The following is a 15,849-nucleotide window of genomic DNA, read 5'->3' on the forward strand; positions in this document are numbered from 1 at the left end:
GTCACCTGCCTGCGGTTGATTCGGTGCGGTCGCCGGAGAGCAGCTCCGACAGGGCGCGGGCGACGCCGTTGATGCGCAGCAGGTCGTCGTGGTCGACGTCGAAGCGGATCTCCCGGCCGACGGGGTACGACGGCGGGCCCGAGGTGATCGCGGTGCCGCGGGCCCACAGCGGCAGCGGGTCGATGGACGAGGCGGCGGCCAGGTAGCCGACCAGTGAGCCGAAGACCCCGGCGAGATCGTCGCGGATGTCGTCGTCGAGTTCGAGGCGTTCCGCGGCGGTGCCGACCGCGCGGGTGAAGATCAGGGCGAGTTCGGGGCCGACGGCCGCGAGGTCGTCGGCGTAGCGCCGCTCGATCTGCCGTCCCGCTTCGTGGAACTCGGCCAGCTCCTCGGGCATCAGCAGCGAGGCGAGCGAGTCGCCGGCGGCGTGGAAGTCCTTGTACAGGCCGACCGTGTTGGGCAGTTCGGGGTCGAACAGCACCAGGGCCGGGGTGTCCTGCCATTCGCCGATGCGTTCGGCGAGCGCGGCGGCGAAGACCGCTCCCGCGCAGTAGCCGAGGACGGCGGTGACGCGCCGGCCGCTCTCCCGTACGTCGGTGAGCCACCAGTCGACATAGCCGTCGAGGGCGACCGCGTCGTCCGCGGTCGGCGGGAGCGTCGTCCAGAAGGCGGCGGCGGGCGGGTCCAGCCGGGGTGCGAAATCGGCGAAACTCGCCTGGGTGCGCCCGCTGGTGCTGAAATCGACCGACAGAATCAATTCGTCCCGGTCGCCTTTTGTCAGCGATTTCCATGAAAGGAGACTCACGTGATTCCCTATCCAGCCGATTCCAGGAATTCTTCCGTTGGCATGACGCTAGACGAAAGGTGCCGGCGGGCGGACCCCCTAGGGACGCCCGCCGCACCCCTAACCGTCGCGAGCGCAGGGGCCGGACGGGCGTTAGCCCGCGACGGCCACGCCCATGCGCCGGGTGATGGCGTCGAGTACTTCCTTCGGCCGGTCGGCGAGGTAGAAGTGGCCGCCGCCGGGGAACACCTGGAGCTCGCACGCACCGGTGGTGTGGTCGCCCCAGGCAGCGGCCTCGGCGAGCGTGGTCGTCGGGTCGTCGTCGCCGACGAACACCGTGACGGGGCAGTCGATCCGCACCCCGGCGTCCGCCCGGTAGGTCTCGACCGCCTTGTAGTCGTTGCGGATCGAGGGGATGGCGAGCCGCATGATCTCCTCGTTGCCCAGCACCCGCGAATCGGTTCCGCTGAGCCGGCGCAACTCCGTGATCAGGCCTTCGTCGTCCTTCTGGTGCACCCGGTCGGTGCGGGTGCGGGACGGGGCGCGGCGGGCGGAGGCGATCAGCCGGGCGGGCGCGGGCAGGCCGGCATCCGCCATGCGCCGGGCGACCTCGAAGGCCACCGTGGCGCCCATGCTGTGGCCGAAGAACGTCAGCGGTTCGTCGGCGAACTCCCGCAGGTCCTCGAAGACCCGGTCGGCGAGCTCCGCGATGGTGTCGATGAGCGGTTCCTTGCGCCGGTCCTGCCGGCCCGGGTACTGCACGACCAGTACGTCGATGTCCGGGGCGAGCGCCTGCGACACCGGGAAGTAGAAGCTCGCCGATCCGCCGGCGTGCGGGAAGCAGACCAGGCGCGGGGTGCCCGCGAGGGCCGTGTGGTAGCGCCGGATGTACTGATTGCTGGTGGAAGGGGCGGTGCCGGTCATGATTCTCCTCACAGAGGGGGCAGGGTGGGCGTCAGCGGGCCCTGGTCCACCGGGAGTTCGGGAAGGAAGCCGAACAGCATCGAGGTGAGCCCCCACATCCCGGTGAATTCCGCGACCTCGGCGTCGTCGACGTCCACTCCGGTGTCGCGCAGCGCGGCGGCGAGCCACCGCTGCTTCTCCGGGTCGCCCGGGGACGCCTGTGGTTCCGAGACCGGGACGGTGGCGGGCAGCGATCCGGCGGCGAGGTCGGGGCGGCGCAGGTGCCAGTTGGTGTGCGACTGGTAGACGTCGGCCAGCGCCGCGAGCCCGAAGTCGCTCCACGGTACCCCCGCGAGCTGCAGGGACAGCGGCATGCCGTCGCCGCCGAAACCCATCGGGACGGCGACCGCCGGGAAGCCGACGGCGCTCCACAGGCCGGGCAGCCAGGAGACGGTGCCCAGTGCGGCGGGGTCGTCGTAACGGGGTGCGGTGGTCGGCCAGGTCGGGGTGGCCATCGCGTCGAGGCCGTCGAAGCGTTCGCGCAGGCTCGCGGCGGCCGAGGCGCGGACCCGCTGCGCGTGCAGATAGGTCGGCGCGCCGATCAGGCCGCCGAGGACGGCGGTCCGGCGGAAGGGCCGCCCGTACTCCGCCCAGCGGGTGCGCAGGCCGGCGCCGTGCAGCTCGAACGCCTCCGCGAGGAGGGTGATGAACTGCGACGCGAACAGCGGGTACACCTCGGGGAGTTCCACGGTGACGATCTCGGCGCCGGCCTCCCGCAGCTCTTCGAGGGCGCCGGCGAACGCCGCCGCGCAGTCCTCCGACAGCTGTGCCGACTCCTCCAGCGCCTTCGCCGGAACGCCGATGCGGGCGCCGCGCAGGTCGGTCCGCCAGCCGGTGGTGTCCGGCCGCCCGGCCAGCACCGCGAGGGTGCTCGCGCAGTCCCTGACGTTGCGGGCCAGCGGGCCGACGACGTCCAGCGAGCGGCTCAGCGGGCGGCAGCCGCCGTCGGGGACCAGGCCGTGGGTGGGCTTGAAGCCGGTGACGCCGCACAGCGCGGCCGGGATGCGGATGCTGCCGTTGCTGTCCGTGCCGAGGCCGACGTCGAACAGTTCGGCGGGCAGCCCGTTGGCGCTGCCACAACTGGAGCCGCCCGTCCAGCGGTTGATGTCCCACGGGTTGCGCGGCACGGGGTAGTCCAGGGCCGGGTCGGGCCGGCCCAGTGCGTGCTCCGCCATGGTGGTGCGGCCCAGCGGTACGGCGCCCGCGGCCCGCAGCCGGGCGACGGGTACGGCGTCGCGGCCGGCCCACCAGTCCGCGTCGTGCACCCGGCTCTGGCAGGTCGCGGGCGCGTCACGGGTCGCGAAGACGTCCTTCACGCCCAGCGTCAGCCCGTGCAGCGGCCCGGCCTCGGCGCCGTCCGCCACCGCCGCGTCCAGCTGCTCCGCCGCCGCGGCGGCCTGTTCGGTGAACCGGCCGAGATATGTACCGAGCACCGGGTCGAGCCGGTCCGCCCGGTCGAACGCCTCTGCCACCCGGGTCCTGACGTCAGCCATTCCCGTCCATCCTGTCCTCGGCCGAATCCCCGCTGCATGTGAGTTCTCCGAGTCTAGGTAAGGGGAATTGTGGTCCAGACCCCCTTTCCTGCCCCCTAACACCCCCTGTCGACCTGCTGTCAGAACTTCCCCCGACTACCGTGAAAGTGCCCGCGGGGAACATGGTGCGACCGTGCCCGTCCGGGCTCTGAGGGCCTATTCGGCCGGTTCACGGGGGAGCCTTCCTTGATAATGGATGTGAATTCCTGGCCGGTCGGGCAGGTCGCGCTCGCCGACGACTCCGGAACCGGCCCACGGCAGTTGGCGGCCCTGGTCCTGGACGTCCTCGGACCGGGGCTCGCGCCCGGCGGGCTCCCGCCGCTGTCCGGCGAGCCGCTCGTCGTCCGCACCGGCGGCTACGTCGTCGACCCGCCGTTCTTCGGCAACGGCGATCTCGGCCGGCTCGCGGTGGCCGGCACCGTCAACGCGCTCATCGCGACCGGAGCCGACCCGTACGCCCTCACGCTCGGGCTGATCGTCGAGGCCGGGACGCCGTTGCAACTGCTGCGCCGCATCACGGAGTCCGTCCGCGACACCGCCCATGAGGCGGGGATCGCCATCGCCGCCGTCGACACCCGGGTGGTGCGCGCGGGCGACGCCGACCAGCTGTTCCTCACCGCGACCGGCATCGGGGTGCACCGCCGTCCGCCGCTGCCGCTGAGCGGGGTGCGGCCCGGCGACCGCGTCCTGGTGACGGCGCCGCTCGGCAACCACGCCGTCCATCTGCTGTCGCTGCGCGCCGGACTCGGCTTCGAACACCATGTGCCCAGCGACTGCGCCCCGTTGACGTCCCTGCTGAACGGGCTGCCGCCGGGCGCGCTCCGGGCAGCGGCGCCGATCACCTCGGGCGGACTCGCCGCGACACTGCGCGACTGCGCGACGGCCCGCGGGCTCACGCTGCGGATCGACGAGGGGGCGCTTCCCGTCCAGTACGAGGCCCGGCCTGCCTTCGAACTCCTCGGCCTGTCACCGCTGCACGCCGCGAACGCCGGCTCGATGTGCCTGTTCGCGCCGCCGGCGGCGGCCGACGCGGTCCTCGCCGCGCTCCGCTCCCACCCGTACGGGCGGCAGGCCGCCATCGTCGGCACGGTCACGGATGACACCGCCGGGGCCGTCGAGCTCCGCTCCCCCGACGGGCCGGTCCACCGGCTGCCCGCCGGGGTGCCGCCGGGCAGCGCGGAACCACCGCGGCTGCGCTGACGGCCGCGCCCCGCGCGGCGGGAGGCCCTCAGGCCGCCGCGACCAGCCGGTCGTAGCCGCGCAGCAGCGTCAGGGCGGCGGCCGTCGCGAGGACCGGCAGCAGGGTGAAGCCGAGCAGCACGCCCAGTTCGGCCGTGGAGCTCTGCCGGGCGGACTCGCCGTCGGTGGACGAGGCGTAGCCGAAGACCTGCAGGACCAGCCCGTACAGGAAGGGCGCCAGGGCGAGGCCGAGCATCTCGCCGGTGGTGAAGACGCCGGAGAAGACACCGGCCTGGCGGCGGCCGGTGCGTTCGGTGTCGTGGGCGGTGCGGTCGGTGAGCATCGCGTACAGGAACAGCAGCTGGCCGGCGTGCCCGGTGCCGGTCACGGCGATGGCGACCGCGACCACGGCGAGCGGCAGGTCGGGCGAGGCGAGCAGCAGCAGGCAGCCGGCGATGAAGAGCCCGCAGGCGGCGGCGTATCCCCGGCGGTTGCCGATGCGGGAGCCGAGGCGCGACCAGAGGTTGACGGTGAGCAGGTTCGGCAGGACGAAGGCGCCGACGACCAGCCCGGTGGCGTCCGGGTCGTGCAGCACGTGATCGGTGAAGTACGGGGCCCCGACGAGCATGAAGCCGGTCGCGAGCGACTGGACGACACCGCAGCGCAGCAGCGCCATGAACGGGGCGTTGGCGCGGGCCACGGCGAACTGGTGGCGCAGGCTCGGCTCGCTCTCCAGGACCCGGTCGCCGCGGGTTCCCGCGGTGCCGAGGAAGGCGCCGACCGCACCGATGGTGATGACGAGCGCGCCGAACAGACCGACCCAGCGGTGTCCGGGAATGCCCCCGCCGCCCGCGTCCGCGATGGCGGGTCCCGCGGCGCCGGCGATCAGGGCGGCGATGCCGATGACGGCCACCCGGCCGCCGACCAGCCGCAGTTGGTCCTGGCGCCGGGTGGTGATCTCGGCCGGCATGGCCGCGTAGGGCACCTGGAAGAACGCGAAGGCCGTCGCGGAAAGCAGGAATCCGGCGCCGGTGAACCAGGCGCCCGCCGTGCCGGCCGCCACTCCGGAGAACATCATCGCGAACGTCAGGGCCGCGGCGAGCCCGCCGAGCAGAACGTACGGCCGGCGCGCGCCCCAGCGCGTCCGGGTACGGTCGCTCGCCCGGCCGACCAGCGGGTTCAGCACGGCGTCCCACACCTTGGGGAGCAGCACGACGGTGCCGGCCAGGGCGGCCCCGATGCCGAGGGTGTCGGTCAGGTAGGGCAGCAGCAGCAGGCCGGGCAGGGTGTTGAACGTTCCGGTGACCAGCGAGCCGGAGGCGTAGCCGAAACGCAGGCGCGCGCCCGGGACGGCGGGCGCGGCCTGCGGTCGGGGCAGCGGCGGCAGGACAGCTTGTTCGGGTTCGACGGCCGTCATGACGTGCTCCTCCGACATCGTGAGGGGACGTGGCGGGGTGCCGCCAGGCCCACTTGCCCCCGAGCCTGACCAACGGGCGGCGCGGGCGGAAGTCGGGGAATTCCCCCACATGGCACTTCCTGTCGTGCAGCTTCCGGACAGGGGAACGCTCTTGGCCGGGCCCGCGGGGGCGGGCACGCTGCGAGAGCCGCCGAGATCACCGGGACCGCATACCGGGACCCCTGGAATCACCGAGGACAGCGAGGACAACGTGCCGCCTGTGGAGACCGCCCTGTCGCAGGCCACCGGCTCCGCACCGGTCGGCCGTCACCAGGAACTGCTCGTTCTGGAGGAGTCGTTGCGGCTCGCCCGGACGTCGGCGCGGATCGTCTCGCTGGCCGGTGAGCCATGGGTCGGCAAGTCCCGGCTGCTGGCGGAGCTGATCGCCGCGGCGCACGACGACGGCTGGACGGTGGCCTCGGGCCGGGCAGGACGGCTCGGCGGGCCCGTGCCGTTCGAGGTGTTCGTCGACGCGCTCGACGACCAGCTGGCGCGGATCGGCCCCGACCTGGCGGGTCGGCTGGGCCCCCAGGAGGCGGACCGGCTCGCCGGGGTCTTTCCCGCGCTGGCCGCGGGGCGCCGGGAGCCGGCCGGGCCGGCCCCGGCCGACCCGGACGCGTACTGGCTGATCCGCGCGATGCGCACCCTGATCGGGCAGGCGGCGGAAGCGAACGGGCTGCTGCTCGTCCTCGACGACGTGCACCGCGCCGATCCGCTGTCGCTGCAGCTCCTGGACCACCTGGTCCGGCATCCGCCGCAGGCACCGGTGCTCATCGCGCTCGCCTACCGCGACTCCCCCACCGCGCGCCATCTCTCGTCGCTGCGCACCCTGCGGGCCCATGGCGCCATGCCGTCCTGGCGGCACCTGGACGTCGCCCCGCTCCCCGAGCGGGACGCCGCCGCACTGCTGCCACCCGGGCTCGACCCGATCCGGCGCCAGTTGCTGCTGCGGGACGCGGCCGGGGTGCCGGGGCTGCTGCACGCCCTGCGGGACGCGGGCCGGCTGCCGGTCGATCCGGACGCCGCGTCCGTGGACTTCCGGGCGCTGTCCCCGGTGGCCTGGCGGACCGCCTGCGCCGCCGCTGTGCTCGGCGACCCGTTCACTCCCGGCAGCGTCGCCGAGGTGGCGGAACTGCCGCTGGAACGGGTGCTCGGCGGGCTCGACGATCTGCGGAGCGAGGGCCTCATCCGGCCCGACGGCCATCTGCGCCGCTTCCGCTTCCGGCACCCGGCCGTCTCGGGCCTCGTCCTGCGCGCCACCGACGCGGGCTGGCGGTACGGCGCGCAGGGCCGCGCACTGCACGCGACGGCGCCGACCGTCGATCCGGCCGCCGGCCCGGCCGCCGCGCCGATGCCGCTGTCCGCGATGACGGACGCGCTGGCCGGGGACGAGCTGACGGCGGGCCTTCCGGACGGGCCCGGCGCCGTCGAGCTGGCGTCACTGAGCCGCCGTGAGGTCCAGGTCGCCGTGCTCGTCAGCGCGGGCTTCACCAATCAGCAGATCGCGGGCCGGATGCAGCTCAGCCCCAAGACCGTGGAGACGTATCTGAGCCGGATCTTCAAGAAGCTGGGTGTCGTGTCCCGTACGCAGGTCGCCCATCTGGTGGGGCGCGGCGGCCGGCACCTCTGAAGGCGAGGGGCCCGGGCCGACCGGGGATGGCGAAGGCCCCGCCCAGGGGTCCGGGGGAAGACCCGGGGGCGGGGCTCGCGGGTTGCCCGGGGCTCCCGTGCGGGGGAGTAAGGGAGCGGGGGCAGCGGTACGAGCGTGCGCCCGACCTCATGGGCTTCGCTAAAGCCTCACCGGAGGATCAACGGGGCGGAGTTCCGGCCGTGCAGCTTGCTGCCACCGCTCTCAGCTGGCAAGGACCCCCCTCGCTCCGGAACCTTGGACGAGGAGACTCCCGACGCCGCATCCGCGGGGAAGACGCCGGACCAAGGAGACGCCATGACCGTAGAAAGCGCGGCCACCGCTGAACTGGCACTCGGCAACGGCACCCGCCACCTCATCCACTGCCCGCCGTCGTGGGACCACTACCTGCTGGATGCCCCGAGCGTCGGGGAGGAACACTTCGTGCTGGCCGGTGAGCTGCCACGGGCGCATCCGCTGTTCAACGACGGGCCCGGCCACTTCCACGACGCGCAGATCGTCACGGAGACGATCCGGGAGATCGGCGAGTTCGTCGGACACCGCTACTTCGGGGTGCCGCAGGACCGCCCGGGGCTCTTCTACGGCTTCAACCTGCGCCTCACCGAACTGCGCGCCTGGCGCACCGACTGGGCCGACGCGACGGACTCGGGCACGGCGAGGATGACGACGGGCATCACGGCGAAGCCCGCGAACGCGATGAACGGCGTACCGCGCGGCCTCGACTTCCACATCGACGTGAAGATCAACGACATGCCGTGCTGCACCGGCACGGCGGGGCTGGTCTTCCTGATGCCGCAGCTGCACCGCAACCACCTGGCCCACAACCGCCAGGCGCTGCGCGCCGCACCGGAGCTGGACGACGCCCCGGACGGGGCGCTGCGGCCGGTGGACCCGGCCGAGGTCGGCCGCTCCGCGGTTTCGAACGTCGTGGTGAGCGAGCCGTCGGAGTCCTCGCGCGGCCGGCTCACGACGTGGGTGCTGACCGACAACCCGAATCCGGTCTTCGCTCCGGAGGGCGGCCACCTGTCCGGGACGCAGCTGCTGGAGTCCGTGCGCCAGACCTCGCTGCTGGCGGCCGGCCGGGCCTTCGGGCTCGCCCCCGCGCGCAGCACGCTGGCCTCCTCCGAGGTGCACTTCCGCAGCTACGCGGAGCCCGGACTGCCGCTGCGCTGCACGGCGGTGCCGGGGGCGCTCGGCCGGGACGAGTACGGCCGGCCGGCCGTGCCCGTGACGCTGACGGTGACGCAGCGGCGCCGTGCCGTGGCGGAGGCCAGAACCACCGTGGTCCAGGACTTCTGACCCGGCGCCACCAACCGGTCCTGGTACGTACGACAGCAGGCCTTGCACGAACCTTGCACGTGGGAACGCAGAGCGGGACGGGGGTAACGCGATGAGATTCTGGATTCTGGGCCCGATGGAGATCGGTGGGGACGACGGGCCGGCGGCCGGCCCCGACGGCGCCGCCACGCCCGCCGTCTCCTACACACCGCGCGCCGCCAAGCTGCGCGTCGTGCTGGCCGCCCTGCTGGTACGGGCGAACGAGGTGGTGTCGGTCGAGAGCCTGATCGACGAGCTGTGGCAGGACAACCCGCCGCGCACCGCCACCACGACCCTCCAGGTCTACGTCTCCCAGCTGCGCAAGCTGCTGCACTCCGCCGACCCCGAGCACGGCCGCGACACCCTGCTGACCCGCCCGCCCGGCTATCTGCTGCGACTGGAACCGGACCGGCTCGACATGACCACGTTCGAGGAACTGCACGCCCGCGGACGCAAGGCGCTGGAGGCGGAGGACTACGCGTCCGCCGCGGAACTGCAGCAGCGGGCCATCGCGCTGTGGCGCGGACCGCTGCTCTCGGACACCCCGCACGGCCCGCTGCTGGGCGGCGCGGCGGTGCGGCTGACCGAGGCCCGGATGACGGCGCTCGACCAGCGGATCCGCGCGGACCTCCAGCTCGGCCGGCACCGCGGGCTCATCGCCGAACTGCAGTCCCTGGCCTCGGAGCACCCGCTGCGCGAGGAGTTCCACGCCCATCTGATGGTGGCGCTGTACCGGACCGGCCGGCAGGCGGAGGCGCTGCGTACGTTCGGACGGGTCCGCCGCACCCTCGTCGACGAGCTGGCCATCGAGCCCGGCCCGCGGCTGCAGCGGCTGCACCGGCGCATCCTGGCCGGGGACGCGGCCCTGCTGAGCTCGGGCGGCAACGGCGGCGCCGTCGTCATCGGAACGGCGACCGGGACCGGGTCCGGCGGTGCGGACGCGGCGACGCCGGGTGTTGCCGAGCAGCCCGCGTTCCAGGCCGTCACCTCGCTGCCCGCCGCGGACGGCGCGTTCACCGGCCGCGACGCGGTGCTCGCGGAGGTGGAGCGGCTGCTGCGCGACGCCCCGGCCGGCACCAGCGTCGCCATCACCGGCAAGTCCGGCGTCGGCAAGACCGCGCTGGCCGTCGAGGCGGCGCACCGCAGCGCCGACGCCTTCCCCGACGGCCGGATCTTCCTCGATCTGGAGCCCGACCCCGGTCGGCCGCTCGGCGCGGCGGACGCGATGACGCGACTGCTGCGCCGCGCGGGAACGCAGGTCACCCTGCCCGCCGAGGCGCAGGACCTCCAGGACGCGCTGCGCCATCTGCTCACCGACCGCCGGATCCTGCTGGTCCTGGACAACGCCACCTCCGAGGCGCAGCTGCGCCCGCTGCTGCCCGCCACCGCGGGCTCCACCGCTCTCATCACCGGGCGCCGGCTGCCCGCCGGACTCGGCGGCGTCCGCCCGGTGGTGCTGAACGCCCTGGACCCGGAGGAGTCGCTGCGGCTCTTCGACGCGCTGGCGGGGCCCGGCCCCGCGGCAGCGGAGCCCGCGGCGGCGGCCGAGATCGTGGAGCTCTGCGGCCATCTGCCGCTCGCCGTGCACATCGCGGCCGCCCAGCTGCGCGCCCGGCCGCACTGGACCGCCGGTTCGCTCGCCGCCCGGCTGCGCGACGAACGCTCCCGGCTGACCGAACTCCAGCTCGGCGACCTCGACGTGCGCGGCACCCTGATGGTCGCCTACCTGGACTCCTCCCCCGCCGCGCAGCGTGCCTTCCGTCTCCTGGGGCTGCTGCCCGCAGGGCCGTTCGGGCTATGGGCGGCCGCCGCGGTCCTCGGTCTGGAGGAGGGCGGGGCCGGCCGGATCGTCGAGAACCTGGTGGACGGGCGGCTGTTGGAGGCGTCCGTGCACGACGGGCTCCGCCAGGGCCGCTACCACTTCCATGAGCTGCTGCGGATCCTCGCCGCAGAACTCCTCGCCGCCGAGGAGACCCCGGAGTCGGCACGCGCCGCCACCGAGCGGATGTGCGAGGCGTACACGCAGGCCGCCGAACGCGCCGATGCGGCGCTCACCCCGCGACCGGTGACCGGACCGGTGGCTGTCCCTGGTCCGGTCACCGACCACCCTCAGGAGTGGTTCGCCCAGGAGCAGCCGGCCCTGGTGCACGCGGTCCGCGCGGCGCACGCCGCCGGGCTGTGGTCCGCCGTGCTGCGTCTCGTCGACGCCATGACCGGTTATCTGGAGGCGCACGCCTCCTGGGCCGACTGGCGGACCACCCACACCTTCGGGCTCGACGCCGCCCGGCACAGCGGCGACCGGGCGGGCGAGGCCCGCATGCTGCGTTCGCTGGGGGACCTCGCCTGGCAGAACCGGCGGCTCGACGAAGCCGCCGACCTGTACACCCGGGCCCGTGACACCGCGGAACTCTGCGACGACCTGTATGAATACGGCCGCGCCCTGGTCGGTCTCGCCGACCTCCACCTGGACAACGGCGACACCGCGGCGGCCGCCGCTCTGCTCGAACCGGCCCTGGCCGCCCTCGCCGCCCCGGCCCGGGCCCGCGGCCGGTACGACGCGCTGCGCGCGCTGGCCCTGCTCGCTCTCGAGGCGGAGGGTCCGGAAGCCGCCCAGGCCCGGTTCACCCAGTGCCTGGACCTCGCCACGGCGCTCAAGGACCGCCGGCTGGAGGCGTACGCCCGCCGTGCGCTGCGGGCGCTGCGTGATCCGGCGCCGGCCGCCGGCAAGCCCACCGACCTCGAAGTGCGCCCCGGCATCTGGCGGCTGCGGGCCCCGGCGCCGCGCCGGTCGCCGCTGCCTGCGCCCGGCCGGCTGGCGGCCCTTACCGCCTGAACCGCACGTCCGGCGCCAGGTTTTAGTTCTGCTTTGGCCGAGGAGCCGACCATGACCGCGTCCTATGAGGGCAGGGGGAACGATGCCGGTATCGCAGCAGGAACGGGAACGGCGGCAGGACCGCCCGCAGGCCGGGCCTGAACGGTTCGGCCCGCGCCGCAGTCTGGTCGGGCGGGAGACGGAAACGGTCGTCCTGGCCGGGCGGTTGCGGGATCCGTCGGTGCGGCTGCTGACCCTGACGGGGCCCGCCGGGGTCGGGAAGAGCCGGCTCGCGGCGGAGGCCGCCGCCGGGGCGGCGGACTTCTTCGACGAGGTGCGGTGGGTGGACCTGGCGCGGAAGGCGCTTCCCGACCGGGTGCCCGAGGGGCACGTCCTGCTCGTCCTGGACGGCTGCGACCAGCCGGACGTTCCTCCGGTCGCCGGGATCGGCGAACTCATCGCGTCCAACGACCGGTTGGTGGTGCTGGCCACCGGCCAGGAGCCGCTGCACGTCTACGGGGAACGGCTGCTGCCCGTCGCACCGCTGCCGGTGCCCGATACGGCCGCGGCGGCGGAGCCCGATGTGCAGGAGGTCCAGGACGTTCCGTCGGTCGCGCTGTTCATCCGGCGGGCCCGGGACGCCGACCCCGGCTTCGCGCTGACGGCGGAGAACGTCGCGGCCGTCGCGGAGATCTGCGCGCTGCTGGAGGGGCTGCCGCTCGCCGTCGAACTGGCCGCCGGGCGGCTGCGGCTGTTCCCGCCGCACGTCCTGCTCGCCCGGCTGCGGCACCGGACCACGATCCTGGCCGGCGGCCCGGTGGACGCACCGGAACGGCACCGGTCGCTGACGGCGCTCGCGCGGTGGAGCTGCCGGCAGCTGGACGCGGAACAGCGCGGGCACCTGGAGCAGCTGGCCGTCTTCGAGCGGGGATTCGGACTGGCGATGCTGGTACGGGTGGGCGCCGAGGACGTGCTGGAGACGCTGATCGACAAGAACCTGCTGACCGTCGTCGACCAGGAGCTGGGCGAGCCCCGGTTCGCCGTCCCCGAGCCGGTGCGGTCGTTCCTGCTCAACGAGCTGGAGCAGGCGGGCGGCACGGACGCGGCCCTGGACCGGCACGCGAGCGAGTACCAGCGGCTGGTGACGGCCACCGAACCGCGGCTGGCCGGCACCGAACAGGAGAAGTGGCTCGGTGTGCTGGCCGCGGAGAGCGGCAACATCAGCGCGGCGCTACGCCGGCTGCGGGCCCGGGGCGAGCGGGAGGCCGTCGCGGCGCTGGTCTCCGCGTGCCGGCAGCCGTGGCTCGTCCAGGGGCGGCTGCGCGAGGGCCTCGACTGGTGCGACGGCCTCGCCGAGGACGGCCCGGGTGACGGCGGCGGGACGCTGCCGGAGCCGGTGCGGGCCCGGCTAGTCGACCTGTCGGGCACCTTCACTGCGGCGCTCGGCGACCCGGACCTGGCGGTTCGGCGGCACCGCCGCGCGCTCGCGCTGTGCAAGCGGCTCGGCGACCGCCGGCAGGGCGCACTGGTGACGGCGCGGATGGGCATGGCGCTGCTGCTGCTGGGCGATCCGTCCGGGGCGCAGGCGGCGCTCGGCCCCGCGCTGGCCACCCTGGAGTCGCTGGGCGCGGCGGGACCCGCCGCCGAGGCCGGCACCGCGCTGGCCGGGGCGCTGCGCGTGCAGGGCGAGACCCGCAAGGGGAAGGAGCTGCTGGACCGCGCGCTCGACGCGTACCGGCGGATCCGCGACCCGCGCGGACTGGCGACCGCGCTGCGCGAGTCCGCGGCCTTCGCCGAGGACGGTGAGGACCTGGACGCGGCGGGCCGGGCGCTGCGCGAGAGCCTGCGGCTGTACGACTCGATCGGCGAGCGCACCGAACTCCCCGCCACCCTGGAGTCGTTCGCGCTGCTGCTGCTCCGCGCCTCCCCCGGCCAGCAGCCGCGCGCCGTCCGGCTGATCGCGGCCGCCGACGCGCTGCGCCGGAGCTTCGGGGGCAGGGTGCCCGACGAGCGGTGGGGGGTGCTGGAGGAGGCGCTGGCGGGGCTGCGGGAGCGGCTGCACTGGACGGGCTTCGCCACCGCGTGGGCCGAGGGGCTGCGGCTGGCGCCCGGCGCGGCCGTGGCGGAGGCGCTGGCGGCGGCCGTGCCCGCCCCGCACGCCGAGCAGGAGAGCCCGGCGGCGCAGCCGCTCACCCCGCGCCAGGTCCAGGTCGCGATGCTCGTCTCGGAGGGTCTGACCAACCGGCAGATAGCCGGTCAGCTCGGCATTTCCGAATGGACGGTGGTCAACCACGTCCGCCAGGTGATGCGCCGGCTCAACTGCACCTCCCGGGTGCAGGTGGCCTGGTCGGTCGGCCGATGGCCGTAACCGTGAACGGAAGTACGGACAGGGACGCGGACCCGGCGGAGCAGGCGACCGGGCACCTGTCCGGGCTGCTGGCCGCCGTCACACCGCCCGAGGAGGTGGCGGCCCGGTTCCGGGCCGCGGGCTGGTGGCGGGACGAGACGTTCCTGCACGACCTGTACCGGACCGCGGCCATGGACCCCGGCCGGCCCGCCATCGTCTCCCAGCGGATCCACCGCCCTGCCGACCGCCGTACGGTCACCGTCAGCTACGCGCAACTGGCGCTCTACGTCGACCGGTTCGCCGCCGCGCTCGACCGTCTCGGGATCGGCGCGGGCGATCCGGTCGCCTTCCAGCTGCCGAGCTGGTGGGAGGCCGCCGCGCTCGCCCTGGCCTGCCTGCGGGTGGGCGCGCTCGCCGTCCCCGTCCTGCCGACCGTGCGTGCGCACGGCCTGGAACGGATCCTGGAGGGCAGCCGGGCGCGGATCTGTGTGGTGCCCGACGTCTGGGAGGGCTTCCCGCACGCGCAGGCCCTCGCCGATCTCGCCCCGGCGCTCCCCTGGCTGCGGCACCGCGTGGTGATCGGTGACGCCGCCGCGACGGGCGCCCTCGACTTCGCCGGGTACTTCCAGCGCACTCCGCACGAACGCGGGCCGCGCGCACGGCGGTTGAGCCTGCGCTCCGACCGGGCGGACCGGATCAGCCTCATGATCACCGTCATGAGCCTGGGCGACGCCTACGCCGCCGCCCTGCACACCCCCAACACCCTGTACGCGAACATCAGCACCCAGCGGGACCCGGCGGGGCCGGGCCGGCGGCCCGGCGAGGTCTTCTACTCGGCGCTGCCGCTCACCTCCCTCGCCTCGCTGCTGTACAGCGTCTGCTGGCCGCTCGCGGTCGGCGGCACCGGTGTCTACCAGGACGTCTGGGATCCGGGCAGCTGCCTCGACCTGATGGCCGCTGCCGGGGTCAACCAGGCGTACGCGGCGCCCGTCTACTGGTCCGAGGTGCTCGCCGCGCAGCAGCACCGCCCCCGCGAGCTCGGCGCCCTGCGCCTGCTGCTCTCCGGCGGGCGCACCAGCACGCCGGCCCAGCTGCTCGCCGATCTGCCGGGCGCGCTGGGCGCCCCGGTCCGCACCGTCTGGGGCGCCCCCGAGCTGGGCATGGGCACGGTGACCCGGGGCGACACCCCGGCCGAGCGCAACGCCGAGAGCGACGGGCGCCCGCTGCCCGGCCTTGAGGTCTCTGTGGTGCCCGCCGAAGGCGTCGGGGACGCGCAGACGTCACAGCTCCGGGTCCGCGGCCCCTCCGTCTGCCTGGCGACGTGGCAGCGCGGCGGCGGACCGGCCCCGCTGATCACCTGGGACCGGGACGAGGGCTGGCTCGACACCGGGGACCTCGCCAAGGCCGACGGCCTCGGCGGCGTCCAGGTCATGCGGCGGGCCGGCGAACGGCTGGGCGGCATCTTCCTGGTGCCGGTGGCCGAGCTGGAGGAGCGGCTGCTGACCCATCCCCGGGTACGCGAGGCCGCGGTGGTCGGCTACGTCGATCCGGAGTACGGCGAGATGCCCTGCGCCGTCGTCGTGCCCACCACCGAGGCGGAGCCGCCCGGTCTGGTCGAGCTCCGGGACCACCTGGCCGGGCGCGGCGTCGCCGCCGCGTTCCTGCCCACCCGGCTGGAGCTGGTCGGTTCGCTGCCCAGGGACGACCGGGGCGAGCTGCGCAAGGAGGGCCTGCGCAGCTGGCTCGCCCGCATCCGGCCGGGCGTCCCCCGCCCGGTCCCGGTCCCCGCGCCCGACGCGTAGGGCCGGTTC

At 74.6% G+C, this 15,849-nt stretch carries 10 protein-coding genes; 6 read left to right on the top strand and 4 right to left on the bottom strand.

Translation table 11 applies throughout. The features are described 5' to 3' along the window. Position 1: 1 nt before the first annotated feature. From LNW73_RS09930 to LNW73_RS09940, 3 genes are all read right to left on the bottom strand, one after another. The gene (locus tag LNW73_RS09930; RefSeq protein WP_250989682.1) at positions 2 to 805 is read right to left on the bottom strand and encodes a hypothetical protein; all 804 of its coding nucleotides are present in this window, start codon (positions 803 to 805) and stop codon (positions 2 to 4) included. 132 nt (positions 806 to 937) lie between these two features. Beyond that, positions 938 to 1,708, bottom strand: a complete 771-nt coding sequence (locus LNW73_RS09935; RefSeq protein ID WP_250989683.1) for a thioesterase II family protein — start codon at positions 1,706 to 1,708, stop codon at positions 938 to 940. 8 nt (positions 1,709 to 1,716) lie between these two features. Further along, positions 1,717 to 3,240 (bottom strand): amidase, encoded by a 1,524-nt coding sequence (locus LNW73_RS09940; RefSeq protein ID WP_250989684.1) that lies wholly within the window; start codon positions 3,238 to 3,240, stop codon positions 1,717 to 1,719. A gap of 231 nt (positions 3,241 to 3,471) precedes the next feature. Here LNW73_RS09940 and hypE point away from each other — a divergent pair, with 231 nt between their 5' ends. Further along, complete coding sequence (gene hypE, locus LNW73_RS09945) at positions 3,472 to 4,479, top strand: hydrogenase expression/formation protein HypE (protein WP_250989685.1); 1,008 nt, start codon at positions 3,472 to 3,474, stop codon at positions 4,477 to 4,479. Between the two features lie 28 nt (positions 4,480 to 4,507). On the opposite strand, the gene LNW73_RS09950 is transcribed toward hypE, so the two are convergent. Continuing rightward, the gene (locus LNW73_RS09950; protein WP_250989686.1) at positions 4,508 to 5,875 is read right to left on the bottom strand and encodes an MFS transporter; all 1,368 of its coding nucleotides are present in this window, start codon (positions 5,873 to 5,875) and stop codon (positions 4,508 to 4,510) included. Between the two features lie 259 nt (positions 5,876 to 6,134). Here LNW73_RS09950 and LNW73_RS09955 point away from each other — a divergent pair, with 259 nt between their 5' ends. The 5 genes from LNW73_RS09955 to LNW73_RS09975 all read left to right on the top strand — a co-directional run bounded on the left by LNW73_RS09955 (position 6,135) and on the right by LNW73_RS09975 (position 15,840). After that, positions 6,135 to 7,544, top strand: coding sequence for a helix-turn-helix transcriptional regulator (locus tag LNW73_RS09955; protein ID WP_250989687.1), 1,410 nt, complete (start codon positions 6,135 to 6,137; stop codon positions 7,542 to 7,544). 315 nt (positions 7,545 to 7,859) lie between these two features. Beyond that, positions 7,860 to 8,861, top strand: a complete 1,002-nt coding sequence (locus LNW73_RS09960) for an AfsA-related hotdog domain-containing protein (protein ID WP_250989688.1) — start codon at positions 7,860 to 7,862, stop codon at positions 8,859 to 8,861. Between the two features lie 91 nt (positions 8,862 to 8,952). Continuing rightward, positions 8,953 to 11,712: an AfsR/SARP family transcriptional regulator gene (locus LNW73_RS09965; protein ID WP_250989689.1), complete on the top strand. Its 2,760-nt coding sequence runs from the start codon at positions 8,953 to 8,955 to the stop codon at positions 11,710 to 11,712. An 82-nt stretch (positions 11,713 to 11,794) separates the two neighbouring features. Beyond that, positions 11,795 to 14,059: a helix-turn-helix transcriptional regulator gene (locus LNW73_RS09970; RefSeq protein ID WP_250989690.1), complete on the top strand. Its 2,265-nt coding sequence runs from the start codon at positions 11,795 to 11,797 to the stop codon at positions 14,057 to 14,059. Next, on the top strand, positions 14,050 to 15,840 hold the full coding sequence (locus tag LNW73_RS09975; RefSeq protein ID WP_250989691.1) for an AMP-binding protein: 1,791 nt from the start codon (positions 14,050 to 14,052) through the stop codon (positions 15,838 to 15,840). The genes LNW73_RS09970 and LNW73_RS09975 overlap by 10 nt, the downstream gene beginning before the upstream one ends. Positions 15,841 to 15,849: the final 9 nt, after the last annotated feature.

The organism is Streptomyces sp. RKAG337, assembly GCF_023701715.1.
Taxonomy (GTDB): domain Bacteria; phylum Actinomycetota; class Actinomycetes; order Streptomycetales; family Streptomycetaceae; genus Actinacidiphila.